This window comes from Mesorhizobium sp. BR1-1-6 (assembly GCF_020165355.1).
GTDB lineage: Bacteria > Pseudomonadota > Alphaproteobacteria > Rhizobiales > Rhizobiaceae > Mesorhizobium.
Window position 1 is genome coordinate 277,658 of record NZ_JAIUHZ010000004.1, and the last position, 17,834, is coordinate 295,491.

The window sequence follows — 17,834 nt, forward strand, 5'->3', positions numbered from 1 at the left end:
TGGCAAAAAAATGTTAGGCGCTGATGTCACCACCTTTTGATCTGGCATATCCGGGATGATTTGAAGGAAAGGCGAAACGGATGAATGTCATCATTAGAACCGCAGTGAGCGCGTTGGTTGCCGCGAGCGGTTTCACTTCGGTTTCATCTTTCGCCCAGGACGTATCCTGCAGCTGCGCTGCCGCCTATCGCGGCCCGGCGAGTGCGATTGGATCCATTCGTTCCGCCGATGGCGACGTGATGGTCTCGCAGTCGGTCGGCTATGGTCCTGCAAAGGCGGGAAGCACTCTCGGCCTTGGCAGTCGGGTGGTAGTCGGTACCAAGGGTTCGGCATCCGTACTTGTTGGCGGCTGCAACATGAATGTACCGGCGAACTCCAGTCTGGATGTTTCACGCGTGGGCGGCAACATCTGTCTGAAACTCGTGGGTTCAGAACGGACGGCGGCCATCCAGCCGTCCGGTGGCATAAGTGGGTTTGGCCTGCCCGAAGGGATTTTCGCCGGTGCGCTTGTCACCAGCGGTGTGTTTGCGGCGACGCAGGATGACGACAAAGCGGTCAGTCGCTGAGGGGCGGACCACCGTGAGTGCTGGTGAGTTCTTTGAGTGTTGTTGATCGAAGGGGTGCGTAAGCGATCCGTTCCGGGGGCGGGTCGTTGGTTCGAAGGGGGGTAGAAATGACCGGGCGTCATCGGGTTGGGGTTGTCTTCGCTTTTATCACGCTCGCCGGGGGAGGTGCCTGGTTTACAGCGTCCGATGCTGTTGCCCAGTCGGCACAGACATGTTCGTGCCTGGCCGCTGCGCCCGTGTCTGGCATTGTCGGCCAGTTCACCCAAGTCCGGGGTGATGTGCAGATGTCGCAGGCCGGCGGTTACGCCGGGGTGGGCGCGGGAGCGCCGATTTATCCAGGCGCGCGCATCATGACCGGGCCGCAAGCATCGGCTTCTTTGGCCATCGGCGCCAATTGCGCGCTTGATGTTCCGGCCAACGCGACCGTCAGCATCAATCCGGTGCAAGGCGGTATGTGCGTCTCGCTTGATGCGCAGGAAGCTGCTACCGGACCTGCCAATTCCGGACCTGGCATTTTGCCGGTGCTGTTGGGCGCCGGCGCGGTTGGTGGCGGCGCCGCACTGGCTATTGGACTACAGGATGACGACGACGCAGTCAGCCGCTAGGCAAGGTCTGGTCTCGCCGGTTTGCGCAAGCTCGGGCGCGATAGTGCAGAACCAGTTGCTCACGCCATCGGAAAAACGAGCGAAGAAGCCGGGAGCCAGCTGTGCGGGCCATTTCGATGGGCCGCCCAAGCTGTTCAAAAGTGGGGCTCTGTGATGGGCATTCTCGATCTCGGGGGAAGTGGCGTGGAGATGCCGGCATTGCTTGTACTGCTCGCCCTCTCTGCTTGCGCGAGCAGTTCATCATCGTCCACGAGCTCTGTCGATGCGCTGCAGCCGACATCGTCCTCAACGGCGCTTGCCGGGGGCGGCGCGCTACAGATGGTGAAGGATCTGCCGGCACCGCAGAATACACAAAACGGCAGCGAGCAGCCCCTGTCTGCCAACGATGTACTCGAAGTCAGCGTATTCCAGGTCGACAACCTGAACAGGACGGTTCAGGTGGACGCCGGCGGCCAGATTTCCCTTCCGCTTATCGGGACGATGACAGCGGCCGGCAAGACGGTCCGCCAGCTCGAAAAGGATATCGAGACAGCCTATGGCGCAAAATATCTGCAATCGCCGGATGTGACGATTTTCGTCAAGGAATCGATAGGCCAGCGCATCACGGTCGACGGTGAGGTCAACAGGGCCGGCATCTATCCGGTGTCCAGCAGCGCCTCCTTGCTGGATGCGATCGCCCTTGCCGGAGGCTTCAACGCCATCGGCGATGCCGGCAAGGTCTTCGTCTACCGCAATGTCGGTCAAAACAAGCTGGTCGCAAACTACAATGTCGAGGAAATCCGCGCCGGCAAGAATCGCAACCCGCGCATCTATGGCGGCGACGTGGTCGTGGTTTTCGCTTCGAAGTCGAAAATCGCAATGAACAATTTGAAGGATGCCCTGGGCCTCGCGTCGAGCGCGGCCCGAATTGCGGTCATTCCGTAAGGGAGGCCTGGCCGGCCAGGGTACGGACAACCAGGATCACCTCGCGCATGCTCGATCGCAACAGGCAGCCCCAAATCGCCGGTCCTCGACATGGCCAGGCTTTGTCAGCGGACCTCTATTATGACGGGGCGCAGAATTATAGTCCTTACGGTCGAGACTATGCCGCTCACGACGAGAGATTCAATCCGCTCAAGCTGCTTTTCTATGTCGTGCAATATCGCTGGCTGATTGTCATGATGGCGGTGGCTGGCCTAGTTGCCGGTATCATAGTGACAATGATGCAGACGCCGAAATATCAGGCAACGACACAGCTGGAAGTCCTGGTCCCTTCGGCAAAGGTTTTTCAGGACATCGAAGTGGTTTCCGAAAACAGCGACTTACGCGCGTTTCTGACCGCTCGCGAGAAACTGAAGAGCCGTGCGCTGGCCCAGCGCGTCGTGTTTCAGTTGGGGCTCTCCGAAAAACCGGATTTCCTGTTCCCAACCCCGAGCTTCTCGCTCAGCAACATCCTCTACCGTGCATTCGGAATTTCCAAATCGCCTTCGATCCAGGAAAAGACCCCCGAAGAGCGAGAGGCAATGGCGATCAAGCGCGTTCTGAAGGATCTGACGGTCAACCTTGTGACCAACACCAGCTTGCTGTCGATCACCTTCATCGACCAGAAGCCCAGATACGCAAGCGACGTCGCCAACCAGGTCGCGCAGAGTTTTATCGATCAACGTCTCGACCAGACCAGCGAGACGTCCGATCTGGCGAGACAGTTCATCCAGGAACAGGTCCTGCAGGTCAAGCAGAAGCTGCAGAAGTCCGAGGAGGAGCTTGTCACCTATGCGAAGGATGCCGGCATCACCGTCACCGGCGACGACAAATCGCTGATCGGATCGAACATCGAGGCGCTGAACACAGCGCTCGCTACCGCTATCCAGGATCGTCTTGATGCCGGTCGCGTCGTGGACCAGATAGACAAGGGGCGAGGCTCCAGCCTGTCGCCGGTTCTGGAGAGTGATGGCTTACAAAAACTCAGCGAAAAACTGGCGGACCTCAAGAGCCAATATCAGCAGAAACTGAGCATTCTGAAGCCTGGCTTTCCGGAGATGCAGCAACTCCAGTCGCAGATCAAGGAGCTGACGCGGCTCTATAACAACGGCGTCCTGGCGATAACCGATTCGCTGCGCCTGAAGTACCAGGAAGCGCAGAACAAGGAAGCCGACCTCAAATCCAAGCTCGCCGAGATGGAAAAGCAGCAGGTTGTCTTCAATGACAAGAATATAAAATACACCATCCTCAAGCGCGAGGTCGATTCCAACCGGTCGCAATATGATAGCCTCATCACCAAGCTGAATGAAGTAGGCGTCAGCTCCGAGCTCAAGACGCAAAGCGCAGCCATCGTCGATTTCGCGACCCTGCCCGTAAGTCCCTATTCTCCGCGCCTGATCATCAATCTGGCGATCGCGCTAGCGCTGTTCATGGCTCTCACTGCATCGATCATCTACATCATCGAGTTGCTGAACAACACCTTCACCAACCCCGAGCAGGTCGAAAGGGAGCTGGGGCTGGCCATGCTCGGTATCCTGCCGCTCGTCGATGACCGCGAACTGACGGCCAGCATCGCCGACCAGAAGTCCGGGCTATCGGAAGCTTATCGTTCGCTGCGAACGTCGCTGCAATTCTCCGGCGCGGAGGGCGCGCCGCGTTCGCTGCTGGTGACCAGCTCCGAGCCTTCCGAAGGCAAGTCGACGACCTCGTTCAAGCTCGGCCAGGATTTTGCCGCCCTCGGTGCGAAGGTCTTGCTTATCGACGGCGATCTGCGCAAACCGAATCTTCATCGGCTGTTCGGTCTCGACAACACGATCGGGTTGAGCAATCTCCTGACGGATACCGTGCGCAAGGAAGATGTGGCGGGCATATTCAGGACGACCAAATATCCCAACGTGACCGTGCTGACGTCCGGAACGATCCCGCCCAACCCTGCGGATCTGCTTTCATCGCCGAAGATGGCGCTGATCGTCACCAATCTCGGCAAGCGTTTCGATCTCGTCATCATCGACGCTCCGCCGATCGTCGGCCTGTCCGATGCGCCCATTCTCAGCCGGCTTGCCGAGGGCACACTGGTGGTCATTTCCACGAACCAGGTGACGCGCAAGGCGGCCAAGACGGCGCTGAAACGCCTGCGCGCAGCCGGAGCGAACGTGATCGGGGCGGCAATGTCGAAATTCGCGGTGAACAAGTTCGACTACAACTACGCCTATAAATACATGAACTACCAATATTACGAACATGGCGCGGGCACGCCGAAGATTGAGGGCAAAGTCGATGACGGAGCAGGCCAGCCCTCTCATGCAAAATCTCCTGCGTTCAAGCGTTTGGTTCGTCGCCTCCGTTCTGGTGTTGATGGCTTCGTCGATCGGGCTAAGTCGGCTCCTTGAGGAGGGAACGCCGAGCGTGTCTCTGGCACTGGACCCGCTGAACGCAGATGCCTTGATAGACGAAATTGCCGGCGAGCTGAACGAAACGAGCGTCGATCTCGGCGCCTTGGCCGCCAAGGCCAAGAATGCGCTTCGCTTCAATGTCGCGGACGCCCGTCTCTACAGCCTGATCGGTGAGATCAGATATCGGCAAGGCGAACAGGCCCAGGCTTTCGAACTTTTCGACCAGGCGCGAAAACTGTCCAAGACTGAAATCCATGCGCTGCAGAGGTCCATCGATCGCTCGATCGCGGCAGGCGATCTGGCGAGGGCCGTGGGCGAGATCGACACCTTGCTGCGCCGGTGGCCAGACCAGTTTTCGGCCATCGCCCCAGGCTGGCCTGCCATCCTTTCCAATTCCGACGGCTATCAGGCCGTGCTGGCAGCCCTGGAGGCAGAGGCGCCGTGGCGTGGTAAGCTTTTTCTCGCCCTTGGCCAGAACCCGCAAAGCCTGGGACCTGCAAACCAGCTGCTGCTCGATCTCGGACGCACGGATGCGCCCCCGAAATCCAGCGAATTGTCCGCCGTTATCACCGGTTACATCAAGCAGAAGGACTATGGCCCGGCCTATCGGCTGTTTCTTTTCAGCCTGTCCGATCGGGAGCGGAAGCTGGGCGGCTATATCTTCAATGGCGGCTTCGAGCCGCTCTTCAGCGGCAAGCCGTTCGACTGGGTGATACACGACCGATCTGGGCTGGAGATCACCTTTGCCGGATCGCAGGGCGCGGGTGAAAGTGAAAGCGACAGCAACAGCGGGGCGACGGTTCGATTTCTAAACACGCCGGTCAAGAACGCTGCGCTTCAGCAATATGTCGAATTGCCCCCCGGTTCTTACCGGATGTCCATGACCGTGTCCGCAACAAATCTCAAACTGCCAAAGCAGCTGTTCTGGTCCGTCAGATGCGCGGACCCGTCAAGCGAGATAGCGCGCTTCAACATACCGGAAGGCACATTCAACCGGCGAAGCCTGAGCCTGGATTTCACCGTCGGACCGGCTGCGTGTCCGATACAGTTGCTGAGGCTGGAAACAGCCGCAATTGCCGAGAGCTGGCGGTTTCGATACGTCGGCACGCTGGTCATGCACAGATTGAGCATCGAGAGGGTGTCGTCGTGAGAGCACGGTCACGGCAGCCCGGGCAGTGGGACAAATACCTGCTTGGGTCGGTTCTTTTCCTGTCCCTGCTGATTGGCGGCGGCACCGCGAGCGGCCTCTACACCGAAACGCTGATCGAGATCGCGGCGATTCTCTCGGCCGCGGCCATCCTGTCGCGGCCCAGCGGACAAACAATTCCCCGGGCGATCTTGTGGCTGATTGCTCTCGGCCTAGCCGTGTTCTGCTTCCAGATCGTTCCGCTGCCCGGGGCCTTGCTGGACGGGTTGCGGCCCGAGGTGCTGCTTGTCAGACCCTGGCTGGATGGTGAAACGCAATCGCGCTTCGTCAGCGTCGGCGTCGGGCGCACGATCGAGTGCATGTTGTATTTCGCCGCCGCCGCGGCATTTTTCCTCGGCGTCACCCGCCTGCGCACCGAGGAGGTCTACGGCCTTGTTCCCTTCTTTTTCATGGGCGTCATCTGCAATGGCCTGGCCGCGGCGATCCAGTATTCGCTCTCCGATACCGTCGCCATAGAAGGATTGCTGCCGTTTACGATCAATGCGGGCCTGTTTGCCAATCAAAATCACTTTTCGGCCTTGCTCTTCGTCTCCATCCCATTCGTGGTCTACTATGGCTTGTTCCGTGGACATTTTCTGTCCGGATCGCTTGGGCTGACGATGCTCTTGCTGCTTCTTCTGGCAGCCGGCTCGCGCGCCGGCATTCTGATCGGACTGGTGATCACCGCGATATCAGTTGTCTTCCTGTCCGCTCGCTCAAGGGCGGGCGGATATGGCATTCTTGCGGTTTTCATCGGGCTTTCCGTCTACACGATCGGCGCATGGGCGAAGATCGATGCGAAAGTGGTCGATCCGGCTTTCGGCAGGGCGGAGTTTGCTCGCACCACGATCGATGGAATGAAAGAGAACTGGGTGACTGGCGTTGGTTTCGGCAGCTTTCCGAAGGTCTATCAGATATACGAAAAAGCCGGAATGATTTTCAGAACTTATGTAAATCATGCCCACAATGACTACCTCGAATTGGCACTTGAGGGCGGCATACCGGTCGTTTTGTTAATGATTGTGTATGCCATATTGCTTTTCGCCTCGTCGGTCCGGATTCGCCGGGAGCCGTTACAGAAGGCTGCATTTCTGTCGGTGTCGTTTTTGCTCGTTCACTCTCTTGTCGACTATCCCTTGCGAACCGCAGCACTCGCGATGACGTTTGCCTATTTGAATGCGATCGTCTTTCACAAGGGTTTTGCCGAGCGGCTGAACCAAAGGCGCGAGATGGGCGAGATAGGCCATCACGATGAAGACGATCTGCTTGTCCCGGCCAGGACCTCGGGCCCGGCAAGGCAAGGGCGGTTGGCGGGGGCCGGGGACACTCGCTCGGCCCCTTCGTCGGGCACCAGATTGACAAGCCACGGCATGAAACCTAAGCACGGGTGGCTTGTGTCAGGGGAGGGGACTTAGGCATGTCAAGGAGAGTTTCTTGAAAGGAATTATCCTTGCTGGGGGCAGTGGAACGCGCCTTTATCCGCTAACGTTGGCGGTCTCCAAGCAAATCCTCCCGGTATACGACAAACCGATGATCTATTACCCGCTGAGCGTTTTGATGCTTGCGGGGATTCGAGAGATTCTGGTCATATCCACGCCGCGGGACCTGCCGGTTTTCCGCGAGCTGTTGGGCGATGGATCGGAATTCGGGCTTGAGTTGTCCTACGCCGAGCAGCCGCAGCCCAACGGGCTTGCGGAAGCGTTCATTATCGGCCGCGATTTCATCGGCGCGGACAGCGTTTCGATGATACTGGGCGACAACATCTATTTTGGCGACGGATTGTCCAAGCTTTGCCGCACCGCGGCATCGCGCGAAAGCGGCGCTTCGGTGTTCGCCTACCATGTCGAGGATCCGGAGCGCTATGGCGTGGTGTCCTTCGACAAGACCACTGGAACCGCGCTCACGATTGAGGAAAAACCACAGAAGCCGAAATCCAACTGGGCCGTCACCGGCCTTTATTTCTACGACAACCAGGTTGTCGATATCGCCTCAAGGATTCGGCCCTCGGCTCGAGGCGAGCTCGAAATCACGGCGGTCAACAATGCCTACCTCGAGCGTGGCCAGTTGCAGGTGCATAGGTTGGGGCGCGGTTATGCCTGGCTCGATACCGGCACTCATGACAGCCTGGACGATGCTTCTTCGTTCGTGCGTACAATCGAACGTCGCCAAGGCATCAAGGTCGCCTGTCCGGAGGAAATCGCCTTCGAACAGGGCTGGCTGCGGGCTGACGAAGTATTGCAGCGCGCAACCCGATTGGGAAAAAATGAATATGCCGCCTATCTGCGCCGCCGGGTGGTCGAGTTGTCGGAGGACTAGATGCTGGAGGTGAGACCCCTTGGCATCGAAGGTCTGCTCGAAATCATTCCGAAGCGGCACGGCGATGCCCGTGGCTACTTCACCGAAACCTGGAACGCCGCACGCTTCGCCGAGGCCGGCCTCGAACTCGCCTTCGTCCAGGACAATCACTCCTATTCCGCCGCGGCCGGTGTCGTCAGGGGGCTGCACTATCAGTTGCCGCCACGCGCCCAGGACAAGCTGCTGCGCGTTGTCAGAGGCAGTGTCCTTGATGTCGCGGTCGATATCCGCCGCTCCTTGCCGACATTCGGAAAATGGGTTGCCCTCGAGGTCTCGGCCGAGAAGGGCAACCAGATCCTGGTGCCCAAGGGCTTCGCCCACGGCTTCATGACGCTCGTGCCCGATACCGAGGTGCTGTACAAGGTGACCGACACCTATTCGCCCGAACACGACCGCTCGATCCGTTTCGATGATCCGGCCATCGGCATCGAATGGCCGCCGCCGGCCGGCGGGTTTCAGCTTTCTGACAAGGACCTCAAGGCGCCGCTGCTCGCCGCCGCCGAGGTGTTTGCCTGATGAACATTGCCAGATGCGCGGGGATAGCGGCATGAATTTTCTGGTGACGGGCGGGGCCGGCTTCATCGGTTCGGCGGTGTGCCGGCATCTGTGCGCCAACCCGGCCTACCGGGTGACCAATCTCGACAAGCTGACCTATGCCGGCAATCTGGCCTCGCTGCGGCCGATCGAAAATGCACGAAATTACAGCTTCGCCCAGGCCGACATCTGCGACGAGCGGGCGGTGCTCGACATATTGCGCCGCGGCGATATCGACATCGTCATGAACCTCGCCGCCGAGAGCCATGTCGACCGCTCGATCGATGGGCCGGGCGCCTTCATCGAGACCAACATCGTCGGCACCTACCGGATCCTCAATGCAGCGCTGGAATACTGGCGCGGCCTTTCCGACGACAGGAAGGGCCGTTTCCGCTTCCATCACGTCTCGACCGACGAGGTGTTCGGTGACCTGCCCTTCGATGGCGGCATGTTCGTGGAAGAGACGCCTTACGCGCCGTCCTCGCCCTATTCCGCCTCCAAGGCGGCCTCCGACCATCTGGTGCGCGCCTGGCACGAGACCTATGGCCTGCCGGTGGTGCTGTCCAATTGTTCGAACAATTACGGGCCCTACCATTTTCCCGAAAAGCTGATCCCGCTGGTCATCCTCAACGCGCTCGACGAGAAGCCGCTGCCGGTCTACGGCGCCGGCGCCAATGTGCGCGACTGGTTGTTCGTCGAGGACCATGCGCGCGCGCTGGAACTGATCGCCACCAAGGGGCAGCCGGGCGAGAGCTACAATGTCGGTGGCAGTTCGGAACGCACCAATCTGGGCGTCGTCGAGACGATCTGCGATCTGCTCGACGCCAGGCGCCCCCGCGCCGGCGGCAAAAGCCATCGTAACCTGATCTCTTTCGTCACCGACCGTCCCGGCCACGATCGCCGCTACGCCATCGACGCCTCCAAGATCGGCCGCGAGCTCGGCTGGGCGCCGAGGGAGAATTTCGACAGCGGCCTGGCAAGGACGGTTGACTGGTACCTGGACAACAAATGGTGGTGGGGACCGATCCGCGAACAGCGCTATGCCGGCGAAAGACTGGGCGAAGCCCGCAAGGCGGCCGTATGAGGCTCGTTGTCACCGGACGCGAGGGCCAGGTCGCGGCAAGCCTTCTGGAGGCTGGGCGCGGGTGCGAAGACGTCGAGGTCATCGCCATCGGCCGGCCGCAACTCGACCTCGCGCGGCCCGGGACCGTGATCGACGCCATAGCGGCCGCCATGCCCGATGTCGTCGTGTCGGCAGCCGCCTACACGGCGGTGGACCAGGCCGAGGACGAACCCGAGCTCGCCTTTGCGGTGAACGCCGCCGGCGCCGGCGAGGTGGCGCAGGCGGCGGCTCGGCTCGGCGTGCCCGTCATCCATCTGTCGACCGACTATGTCTTCGACGGCACCAAGGACGGTCCCTATCTGGAAACCGACGCGACCGCGCCGATTGGCGTCTACGGCGCCTCCAAGCTTGCCGGCGAACAGGCGGTGGCATCAGCCAATTCGCGCCACCTGATCTTGCGCACGGCGTGGGTCTACAGCCCGTTCGGCAAGAATTTCGTCAAGACCATGCTGAGGCTGGCCAGCGATCGCGACGAGATACCGGTTGTGGCCGACCAATGGGGAAATCCCACTTCCGCGCTTGATATTGCTGACGCGATTCTGCATGCGGCGGCACGGGTGCACCGCAACGAGGGTTTCGCCGCGTGGGGCATCTATCATCTGGCCGGCACGGGCGAGACCAACTGGAGCGGCTTCGCCCGCCATATCCTGGACATAAGCGGTGGGCTCGGTGGCCCCTCCGCGCGGGTGCGCGATATTGCTGCGACGGACTATCCGACCAAGGCGCGCCGCCCCGTCAATTCCCGGCTGTCGAGCGCGAAGTTTGCCTCCGTGTTTGGATGGAGTGCGCCGGTACTGCAGAAGTCGGCGCGGGAGGTGGTCCGTCGTCTCCTGAGCAGGTGACCTGACGGGCTTTGACTGCATCAACAACCAGCAACCGGCGGGGGATTCACCGGCTGCCGCAGCGCGAAGCCGTATTTCAGCGTCGGCGGTTATCGAGTTGGTGATAGAGCTCGGCGTATGCTTTTCCCATCCTGTCAGCTGTAAAGAGGCGAACGTAGCGATCGCGAGCAGCTCGCCCCCAGTTCGCTGCCTCGACCGGCGAATCGACGACCTGGTTGATGGCTTCGGCAAGGCATGCTGGATCGGAAGGCGGTACGACCAACCCGGTCTCGCCGGCTTTGTTCACATAACTTGTTCCCGTTCCGATCTCGCAAGAGATCATCGGTTTGCCGCACATCGCAGCCTCGACGAGAGAAAGCCCGTAGGCTTCCGACCTCTGGTTTGACGGAAAAACGAACCCCAGGCAGTTGTGGAGGAGCGCCATCTTGTGCCGCTCGGCCACCTCGCCGAGGAATATCACATTGTTGCGACGCAACGTCTTGGCCTGAAGCTTCAGGCGCTCTTCGATAGGCCCTGATCCGGCAATAACGATCTTGCACCTGACTCTGTCGGCCGCCTGAACCAGCACGTCCAGCCCCTTATAGTAGCGCAGGACGCCGACGAAGAGCACGAAAGGCTCCGCCACTGCCGCTTGGCACCATCTGTTGTCGGCTTCGGTCGGCGTGGGATAATCGGTTTCATCGATGCCGATCGGGATGATCGTCGATTTGCCCTCCAAGCCCCTGAGAACGGGGCTCGATTTCAAATAGTTCGGAGATGTCGCGACGATAGCGTCCACATCTCTGAGGAAGCGCAGCATCAGCGGCCGATAAAGAGGCAGCAAAAGTCTTTGTTTGACGATGTCGGAATGGTAGGTGACGATGGTCGGTTTGCCGTGACGGGATTGAAAATGCACCATGTCCATGAATGGCCATGGGAAATGGTAGTGTATGAGGTCGGCTTTCCCAGCGAGCGCCCCGAACTTCCGAAAGACCTCGAGCGAAAACCCGGTCGACGCCAGTTCGAAATCCAGCTTGGCTTTTCGGGCCATGTGCCCGTCGAGATGCTGCGTGTTCTCGTTCGGAGCACGGCTCAACGAGAGCACTTCGGTTTCAATGCCGCGGCTGGCGGTGCTTTGAGCGATGGCATGTATCGTCCGCTCCACCCCGCCAAAGGTATCGGGCCAGTATGTCTTGAAGAAATGCAGCACTTTCAAAGATTGGTCTTCCGTCTTCGCTCGATGGCCACTTCAAAAATCTGAAGCATACCTTCCACGTCAGCGCCTTCTTGCGGTTATGGCCAATTCGAACACTGCAACCAGGTCTAAGGCACTTTTTCTCCAGTCGAACCGGAGCGCGTTCAGGGGCGCTTTCTCAGCCAGCCGCGAGCGCAATGCATTGTCGAGCGCCATCCGGCCCATCGCGGCGGAGATATCCTGGACGTTGGTCGGGTCAACAAGAAGGGCAGCTTCGCCAGCCACCTCGGGCATGGAAGACATGTTTGAAGTTACGACAGGCACCCCAACCCCATTTGCTTCGATAATTGGAAATCCAAAACCTTCGTATAATGACGGCATGACAAGAAACTTCGCTCGGCGATAGAGGACAGCGAGATCGCTGTCCGTGACATATCCCGTAAGTCGCACATCCGATTCGATTTCGAGGCGCACCATGCGCTCGCGCAGGTCGCCGAGACGCCACCCCTGACCCCCCGCTATGACGAGCAGCAGATTTTTCCTGACCGGCTCCGGAAGCAGCGCATAGGCTTCCAGGAGACTTGGCAAGTTTTTGCGGGGTTCAAGTGTGCCGACAAAGAGGGCGTATTCGCGGTCGATGCCTTTGTCCGCAAGCACGCTGTTGGTCCCGCCATCCTCCAGGCGCGTCAGTCCAGGGTACACCACGTGCAGCTTCTTGGAGACCTGTGGATACAGCATTCGAATGGCATCGGCCGTAGAGCGCGAGACTGCGACGATCTTATCCGATGAAAATATTGCAGGTCGCATGAGGAAGCGATCGCCGAGCCAGCCCTGCAAACGCATTGTCGATGCCGCATGGTGCCATACGAGATCGTGAATGGTCACAACGCGGGGGATATCCGGATCCAAACTAAAGGGCAATCTGTGTGCAGGGCCCCAAAAGATGTCGATTTTGTCGCGGGCTGCCTGTTTGGGTAACAGGGTTTGACCCCAAACCATGCGCCTGAAATTACCTGCATGACCAGATATCCGAAACGTTCCGCCCGATAGACGAGACAGATCCGACACCGGTCGCTCCGGGAGATACAGAAAGATTTCGTGACCGGCTTCCGCCAACCCACGGCACATCTCCAGCACATAGCGGCCGATGCCTGTGAGATTGTGGACAAGGTTGCGGGCATCAATGCCGATTTTCATGAATCGGGCCGTTTTTCTGTTCGAGCCTGAAAGGAAAGCGGCTGGCGCTGTCTAGCCGTGGGCTCGACGGGCCGGCGTGCCTGTATACACGCCGGGCACTTCAATGTCTCGGACGACCGTTGCGCCAGCGCCGATGATGACATTGTCACATATGCTGATCCGATCAATCACGGTCGCACCTGCGCCAACCAGAACCTGTGTGCCTATTCGGCAGCGGCCTGCAACGGTCGCATTGACCGATATATGCGAAAAATCACCGATCACGCATTCGTGGTCAACGACTGCGCCGCTATTGATGATGACGCCCGGCCCGATCTTTGTAAGCGGTCCCAAATGGGCCTGATGAGCGACCAGTGAGCCTTGCCCGATCTCACATTGCCTCCCGACAGAGGCAGTCGGTGCGACGAGCGTCGCAAGAGGAAGAAGCGCGCTCCCGCATTGCGCGCGTCGCCGCGCATTGTCACCCGAGCCCGGAAACATGAGCCAACCGGCGCCGGCGGCATTGCTGGGAAGAACAGCGACAGCAGGAAAGCCCGCAAATTCCTCACCGGCCTTTGCCTGGTCATCGATGAAAATCAAATCATCGAACCCTGACGACAGCGCTATATCCCCTACGCTACGCGCATGGCCGCCAAAGCCCAGAATGAAAAGACCTTTGCTCATAGTGACGGCGTCATGCCTTTCTGCTCGGCTATGACATCAAGGATGCGGATATGTTCCTTAACAACATCCTTCCACGTACGTTTCGCGAGAACATCAAAAAATTGGCGCTGCTGAGCGTAGAGGGCATCCCGGTTTTGAAGTGCCCATTCGATCTTGTCAGCCATTGCCTTCCAATCATATGGGGCGAACAAGGTGGATTCTCGCAGCGCCGGATCGACAACAATCTCCCTGGTCACCTCAATGTCGCCCATGACAACGGTAGTTCCTACGGACAACGCCTCTGTAATCGTGAATGGCATTCCACCTTCGGAAAGCGATGGATTTACCGCAAGGTCAGCGCACTTGTAGAGGCGGCAAGCTCTACCGGACCCCGGGATGAACGCCGACCAAGACAGATTGGGTGGGCATCGACATCACTGCGCCAATCCATTCACTTTTTTGTATGCCTTGATCGCGGGCCCTATTGCGCCGTCAAACGCAACCGCTCCATGATGAAAAACAACACCTCGCTCACAAATGGAACTCAGCGTGCCAAAGTCGTGTGAAGCGAGCAACAGAATCTCCGCCTGCTCGACAAGATCCAGGATGCGTTTGCGCGCTTTTCCCATAAAATTCGCATCACCGGCACCGATCACCTCGTCGAGGAGGAGAATGTCACCGCCGACCGCTGTCGAAATCGCGAAGGCGAGGCGCACCTGCATGCCAGCGGAATAGGTTTTGATCGGATAGTCGATAAACTCCCCGATATCGGCAAAGGCGACAACCTCATCCTCTATCGAGCGCATGAATTTGGGCGAGAGACCGAGGAGAAGTCCGCGATACAGGATGTTCTCCCGGCCGGTGGCATCAGGCTCGAAACCCAAGCTCAGGTCAAACAAAGACCGGACGGTCCCCTCGACCACGCGCTTCCCGGAAGATGTCGGGTATAATCCTGCCACCATCTTGAGGAACGTGCTCTTGCCGGCCCCATTGTGTCCTAGAAGGCCAACACGTTCGCCGGGACCAATGTTCAGGCTAACATCCTTCAATGCGTGGATGTCGACGATCTTCTTGCCTCCTCCGTTCAACGTCGCCAGCGACGCCAGCATGGATTTCAATGACCGCTCGCTGAAGCCGACGGATGCATAATGGAGGTTTACCGACTCGAGGTGAATCCGGTTTGTCATAGGTAGAAGATCACCCTTTTTTCGGCGGACCTGCCCACGAGTGCTGCGATCAGCACGAGCACTGCGATAGTCCCGAAGCACCACAGGTAATTGGCAGCGACGGGCCATTCACCATGCAGGAGTGGAGCGCGTACGATCTGGAGCAGGTGATAGATCGGATTGTAGTCCAGCAGGACATGCAAATTGCCTTTGCGGAACACCGACGTCTCGAAATAGATTGGTGAGACAAACCATACGGCTTGCAATATCAGGCCAAGCGCATGCGGGAGATCGCGAAAACGGGCAGAAAAATATGCCATTATCGTCGCCCACGGCCAGACAATCAGACCGATGATCGGGAAAATCGTGAGGGCGGCAAGCCAAGACCAGCCGAAATTCTGCGGCATCACGACAAGCACCCAACCGATGAGACTGATGCTGGCCAGGGCAAGCACTATAAGTCCGGAAATAACGTTTCGAAGCGTATATATCGCTAACGGGTGACGTGTCTGCTTGATGTACGCGTCGGCCTGGACGAAAGCCAATGCGCCTCCACTTACATTTAAGACGATGTACTCCCAGATGATGACCCCGGAGAGAATGTAGGGCGCATATTCCGAGATCGCGGCATCGAAGATACGACTGAACACGATGGAGATAAGGATCGTTAGGCCCAGAGGCTGGATAATCGACCACAGGACACCGAAGAAGGACCTTCTCCAGCGACCGCGCAGATCGGACATCGCGAGATGCATCCAAAAATATCGCGCGGCCCAAATGCCCCTAAGATACTCGTTCACAGGCCATTTCCTTAACGCAAAGTCACCGCGGTCGATCCTCGAAATAACCGATGATCGAAGAACATATGCGGTTCAGCTGTTCCTCGGTCAGTCCGGGGTAGCTCGGCAGATTGATGCCACGCTTGCTTACGCTATCGCCATTCGGAAAGGCCCGGTCAGAATAACAGTGCGGCATGTGGCTGGCTAAGGGGAAAAACGGGCGTGTCTCGATTTCGTCGTCGGCAAGACGCGCACGCAACCGATCTCGATCCTCAACGTGGTCAACGACAATCGAACACATCCAGTGCGAATGATTAACGTCGCCCACGGGATCATGGGTCCTCAAGGGAAGCCCGGACAGTCGGGTCCGGTATATCTCTGCGATCTGCTGCTTGCGGTGGATGATCTCTTCAGCCATCTCGATCTGGGCAAGCCCGATCGCGGCCTGGATATTGGTCATCCGATAATTGTAGGCGAGCATGTCGTGCCAGTATTCGCGGGTCGGCGAGACACCTTGGCTTTTCAGGCGCCGACACTTGTCCATCACCTCAGCCGATCGCGCCAGAACCATTCCGCCTTCGCCGGTTGTGATTGTCTTGTTCCCGAAGAAACTGAAGGTGGCAACATCACCAAACGTGCCGACATGCCGGCCTTTCCACCGGGTCCCGAAGCCTTCCGCGCAGTCCTCGATGAGCAAAAGATCGTGATCGCGGCAAAGGCCCGAGATCGCATCCATATCACAAGGATGGCCATACAAATGCACCGCCATGACCGCGCGGGTTCTCGGGGTTATAGCGTCACGTATTGCCTGCGGATCCACCTGCAGCGTGTCTTCCAACGAATCGACGTAGACCGGCGTCGCGCCGGTCTGCAAAATGGTGTTGACCGACGCTATGTATGTGAAGCTTGGAACGATGACCTCGTCGCCGGCACCGATGCCCAATGCATCCAGCACAAGGTGGATGGCTACGGTGCCGTTTGCCACGCTTGTCGCGTCTTTCGCGCCTACATACTCCGCAAAAGCCTTTTCAAATCGGGATATGAAGGCTCCACGCGAGGAAATCCAACCCGTAGTCAAGCACTCATTGACATACGCCGATACGTTTCCGCTGAGGTATGGCTCATATACTGGAATTCGTGCCATGGTTATTCTGCGCGAGTGAAGCGTTGATAGCCATGCGTTGTAAGCAGCTTTTCCTGCTCGGCACCCTTAAAGTCCTCGCGAATCATTTCTTGGACCAGCTCGGTGAATTTAATCCTAGGTTCCCAGCCAAGGTTCTTTCGAGCTTTACTGGCGTCGCCAAGAAGCGTTTCGACTTCTGTCGGCCGAAAGTAAGCCGCATCGACAGCCACTATGCATTGACCGCTTTTGTTATCGTACCCTTTCTCGTCGACGCCTTTTCCCTCCCATCTTACGTCAATATCCAGTTCCGCAGCCGCCAGGGTCACAAATTCGCGCACGGAATGCTGCTCGCCAGTTGCGATAACGTAATCCTCAGGCGCCTCCTGTTGCAACATAAGCCATTGCATCTCAACATAGTCTTTGGCATGCCCCCAGTCGCGCAGTGAATCTAGATTACCCAGGTAAAGCTTCTCTTGCATGCCTAGCTTGATCCGTGCCAGCGCTCGCGTAATCTTACGCGTCACAAATGTCTCACCTCGCATTGGGGACTCGTGATTGAACAGAATGCCGTTACACGCATAGATACCGTATGCTTCGCGATAATTGATCGTAATCCAGTATGCATACAATTTGGCCACGGCATAAGGAGACCGTGGGTAGAATGGCGTGGTTTCCTTTTGCGGCGTCTCTTGCACGAGCCCATACAGTTCAGACGTGGACGCCTGGTAGAAACGGACCTTCTTCTCCAAGCCGAGAATTCGGATGGCTTCCAAAATTCTCAACGCTCCTAGAGCGTCGGAGTTGGCGGTGTATTCAGGTTCCTCAAATGAAACGGCTACGTGACTCTGTGCCGCCAGATTGTAAATCTCATCCGGCTGGACGAGCTGAATGATCCGCATCAGACTTGATGAGTCAGTCAGATCGCCATGATGCAACGTCAGATCTACACCCTTTTCATGCGGATCATGATACAAATGATCGATGCGATCCGTATTAAAAAGGGATGTGCGGCGCCTTACGCCGTGAACGGAATAACCCTTTTCCAGCAGGAATGCCGCCAGATAGGCGCCGTCCTGCCCGGTGATGCCGGTTATCAGTGCTTTTTTTTTCATCAATGTTCTCGATGTATCCGATTTGTGTCCGCCCAGCCCCTAAGGCTTTGCCGCCCCCAGCACCGTGAGCCAATGGA

General features: G+C 58.3%; 19 protein-coding genes. 10 read left to right on the forward strand and 9 right to left on the reverse strand.

Annotated elements, in window-relative coordinates; genetic code table 11:
- The first annotated feature begins 80 nt into the window (after positions 1 to 80).
- The 4 genes from LB545_RS11340 (at position 81) to LB545_RS11355 (ending at position 4,521) form a co-directional block, all read left to right on the forward strand.
- Positions 81 to 566, forward strand: coding sequence for a hypothetical protein (locus LB545_RS11340; protein WP_224705033.1), 486 nt, complete (start codon positions 81 to 83; stop codon positions 564 to 566).
- A 107-nt stretch (positions 567 to 673) separates the two neighbouring features.
- Entirely contained in the window at positions 674 to 1,171 is a 498-nt protein-coding gene (locus LB545_RS11345) for a hypothetical protein (protein WP_140494878.1), read from the forward strand.
- Positions 1,172 to 1,192: 21 nt separating this feature from the next.
- Complete coding sequence (locus tag LB545_RS11350) at positions 1,193 to 2,095, forward strand: polysaccharide biosynthesis/export family protein (protein ID WP_224646752.1); 903 nt, start codon at positions 1,193 to 1,195, stop codon at positions 2,093 to 2,095.
- Between the two features lie 47 nt (positions 2,096 to 2,142).
- Positions 2,143 to 4,521 (forward strand): GumC family protein, encoded by a 2,379-nt coding sequence (locus LB545_RS11355; protein ID WP_224705034.1) that lies wholly within the window; start codon positions 2,143 to 2,145, stop codon positions 4,519 to 4,521.
- Here LB545_RS11355 and LB545_RS11360 read toward each other — a convergent pair.
- Positions 4,505 to 4,780, reverse strand: coding sequence for a hypothetical protein (locus LB545_RS11360; RefSeq protein ID WP_224646749.1), 276 nt, complete (start codon positions 4,778 to 4,780; stop codon positions 4,505 to 4,507). The genes LB545_RS11355 and LB545_RS11360 overlap by 17 nt on opposite strands.
- 54 nt (positions 4,781 to 4,834) lie before the next feature.
- On the opposite strand from LB545_RS11360, the gene LB545_RS11365 reads away from it, so the two are divergent.
- The 6 genes from LB545_RS11365 to rfbD are packed head-to-tail and all read left to right on the forward strand — an operon-like array spanning position 4,835 to position 10,564.
- A complete protein-coding gene (locus LB545_RS11365) occupies positions 4,835 to 5,674 on the forward strand; it encodes a hypothetical protein (RefSeq protein ID WP_224656113.1) in 840 nt (279 codons plus the stop codon).
- Entirely contained in the window at positions 5,671 to 7,125 is a 1,455-nt protein-coding gene (locus LB545_RS11370) for an O-antigen ligase family protein (RefSeq protein WP_224705035.1), read from the forward strand. The genes LB545_RS11365 and LB545_RS11370 overlap by 4 nt, the downstream gene beginning before the upstream one ends.
- 19 nt (positions 7,126 to 7,144) lie before the next feature.
- Positions 7,145 to 8,026: a glucose-1-phosphate thymidylyltransferase RfbA gene (gene rfbA, locus LB545_RS11375; RefSeq protein WP_140514965.1), complete on the forward strand. Its 882-nt coding sequence runs from the start codon at positions 7,145 to 7,147 to the stop codon at positions 8,024 to 8,026.
- A complete protein-coding gene (gene rfbC / locus LB545_RS11380) occupies positions 8,027 to 8,581 on the forward strand; it encodes a dTDP-4-dehydrorhamnose 3,5-epimerase (RefSeq protein WP_140564241.1) in 555 nt (184 codons plus the stop codon).
- A gap of 31 nt (positions 8,582 to 8,612) precedes the next feature.
- Positions 8,613 to 9,683 (forward strand): dTDP-glucose 4,6-dehydratase, encoded by a 1,071-nt coding sequence (gene rfbB / locus LB545_RS11385; RefSeq protein WP_224705036.1) that lies wholly within the window; start codon positions 8,613 to 8,615, stop codon positions 9,681 to 9,683.
- A complete protein-coding gene (gene rfbD / locus LB545_RS11390; protein WP_224705037.1) occupies positions 9,680 to 10,564 on the forward strand; it encodes a dTDP-4-dehydrorhamnose reductase in 885 nt (294 codons plus the stop codon). The genes rfbB and rfbD overlap by 4 nt, the downstream gene beginning before the upstream one ends.
- Positions 10,565 to 10,640: 76 nt before the next feature.
- Here rfbD and LB545_RS11395 read toward each other — a convergent pair whose 3' ends face one another.
- The 8 genes from LB545_RS11395 to gmd all read right to left on the reverse strand — a co-directional run bounded on the left by LB545_RS11395 (position 10,641) and on the right by gmd (position 17,757).
- On the reverse strand, positions 10,641 to 11,759 hold the full coding sequence (locus LB545_RS11395; RefSeq protein WP_224705038.1) for a glycosyltransferase: 1,119 nt from the start codon (positions 11,757 to 11,759) through the stop codon (positions 10,641 to 10,643).
- 60 nt (positions 11,760 to 11,819) lie between these two features.
- On the reverse strand, positions 11,820 to 12,935 hold the full coding sequence (locus tag LB545_RS11400) for a glycosyltransferase family 4 protein (RefSeq protein ID WP_224705039.1): 1,116 nt from the start codon (positions 12,933 to 12,935) through the stop codon (positions 11,820 to 11,822).
- Between the two features lie 51 nt (positions 12,936 to 12,986).
- A complete protein-coding gene (locus LB545_RS11405) occupies positions 12,987 to 13,598 on the reverse strand; it encodes an acetyltransferase (protein WP_140897159.1) in 612 nt (203 codons plus the stop codon).
- The gene (locus LB545_RS11410) at positions 13,595 to 13,993 is read right to left on the reverse strand and encodes a glycosyltransferase (RefSeq protein ID WP_140555896.1); all 399 of its coding nucleotides are present in this window, start codon (positions 13,991 to 13,993) and stop codon (positions 13,595 to 13,597) included. The genes LB545_RS11405 and LB545_RS11410 overlap by 4 nt, the downstream gene beginning before the upstream one ends.
- Positions 13,994 to 14,011: 18 nt before the next feature.
- Positions 14,012 to 14,764, reverse strand: coding sequence for an ABC transporter ATP-binding protein (locus LB545_RS11415; protein ID WP_140555895.1), 753 nt, complete (start codon positions 14,762 to 14,764; stop codon positions 14,012 to 14,014).
- Positions 14,761 to 15,498: an ABC transporter permease gene (locus LB545_RS11420; RefSeq protein WP_263493875.1), complete on the reverse strand. Its 738-nt coding sequence runs from the start codon at positions 15,496 to 15,498 to the stop codon at positions 14,761 to 14,763. The genes LB545_RS11415 and LB545_RS11420 overlap by 4 nt, the downstream gene beginning before the upstream one ends.
- A gap of 67 nt (positions 15,499 to 15,565) precedes the next feature.
- The gene (locus tag LB545_RS11425) at positions 15,566 to 16,666 is read right to left on the reverse strand and encodes a DegT/DnrJ/EryC1/StrS family aminotransferase (RefSeq protein WP_224705041.1); all 1,101 of its coding nucleotides are present in this window, start codon (positions 16,664 to 16,666) and stop codon (positions 15,566 to 15,568) included.
- Positions 16,667 to 16,668: 2 nt separating this feature from the next.
- On the reverse strand, positions 16,669 to 17,757 hold the full coding sequence (gmd, locus tag LB545_RS11430) for a GDP-mannose 4,6-dehydratase (RefSeq protein WP_140494852.1): 1,089 nt from the start codon (positions 17,755 to 17,757) through the stop codon (positions 16,669 to 16,671).
- Positions 17,758 to 17,834 lie beyond the last annotated feature (77 nt).

Coding starts and splice junctions, on each gene's coding strand:
- LB545_RS11425 (WP_224705041.1), bottom strand. CDS start 16,666: ATGGCACGAATTCCAGTATATGAGCCATACCTCAGCGGAAACGTATCG.
- LB545_RS11400 (WP_224705039.1), bottom strand. CDS start 12,935: ATGAAAATCGGCATTGATGCCCGCAACCTTGTCCACAATCTCACAGGC.
- LB545_RS11415 (WP_140555895.1), bottom strand. CDS start 14,764: ATGACAAACCGGATTCACCTCGAGTCGGTAAACCTCCATTATGCATCC.
- LB545_RS11405 (WP_140897159.1), bottom strand. CDS start 13,598: ATGAGCAAAGGTCTTTTCATTCTGGGCTTTGGCGGCCATGCGCGTAGC.
- rfbC (WP_140564241.1), top strand. CDS start 8,027: ATGCTGGAGGTGAGACCCCTTGGCATCGAAGGTCTGCTCGAAATCATT.
- LB545_RS11355 (WP_224705034.1), top strand. CDS start 2,143: ATGCTCGATCGCAACAGGCAGCCCCAAATCGCCGGTCCTCGACATGGC.
- rfbB (WP_224705036.1), top strand. CDS start 8,613: ATGAATTTTCTGGTGACGGGCGGGGCCGGCTTCATCGGTTCGGCGGTG.
- LB545_RS11360 (WP_224646749.1), bottom strand. CDS start 4,780: ATGGATTTCAGTCTTGGACAGTTTTCGCGCCTGGTCGAAAAGTTCGAA.
- gmd (WP_140494852.1), bottom strand. CDS start 17,757: ATGAAAAAAAAAGCACTGATAACCGGCATCACCGGGCAGGACGGCGCC.
- LB545_RS11420 (WP_263493875.1), bottom strand. CDS start 15,498: ATGCATCTCGCGATGTCCGATCTGCGCGGTCGCTGGAGAAGGTCCTTC.
- LB545_RS11340 (WP_224705033.1), top strand. CDS start 81: ATGAATGTCATCATTAGAACCGCAGTGAGCGCGTTGGTTGCCGCGAGC.
- LB545_RS11345 (WP_140494878.1), top strand. CDS start 674: ATGACCGGGCGTCATCGGGTTGGGGTTGTCTTCGCTTTTATCACGCTC.
- rfbD (WP_224705037.1), top strand. CDS start 9,680: ATGAGGCTCGTTGTCACCGGACGCGAGGGCCAGGTCGCGGCAAGCCTT.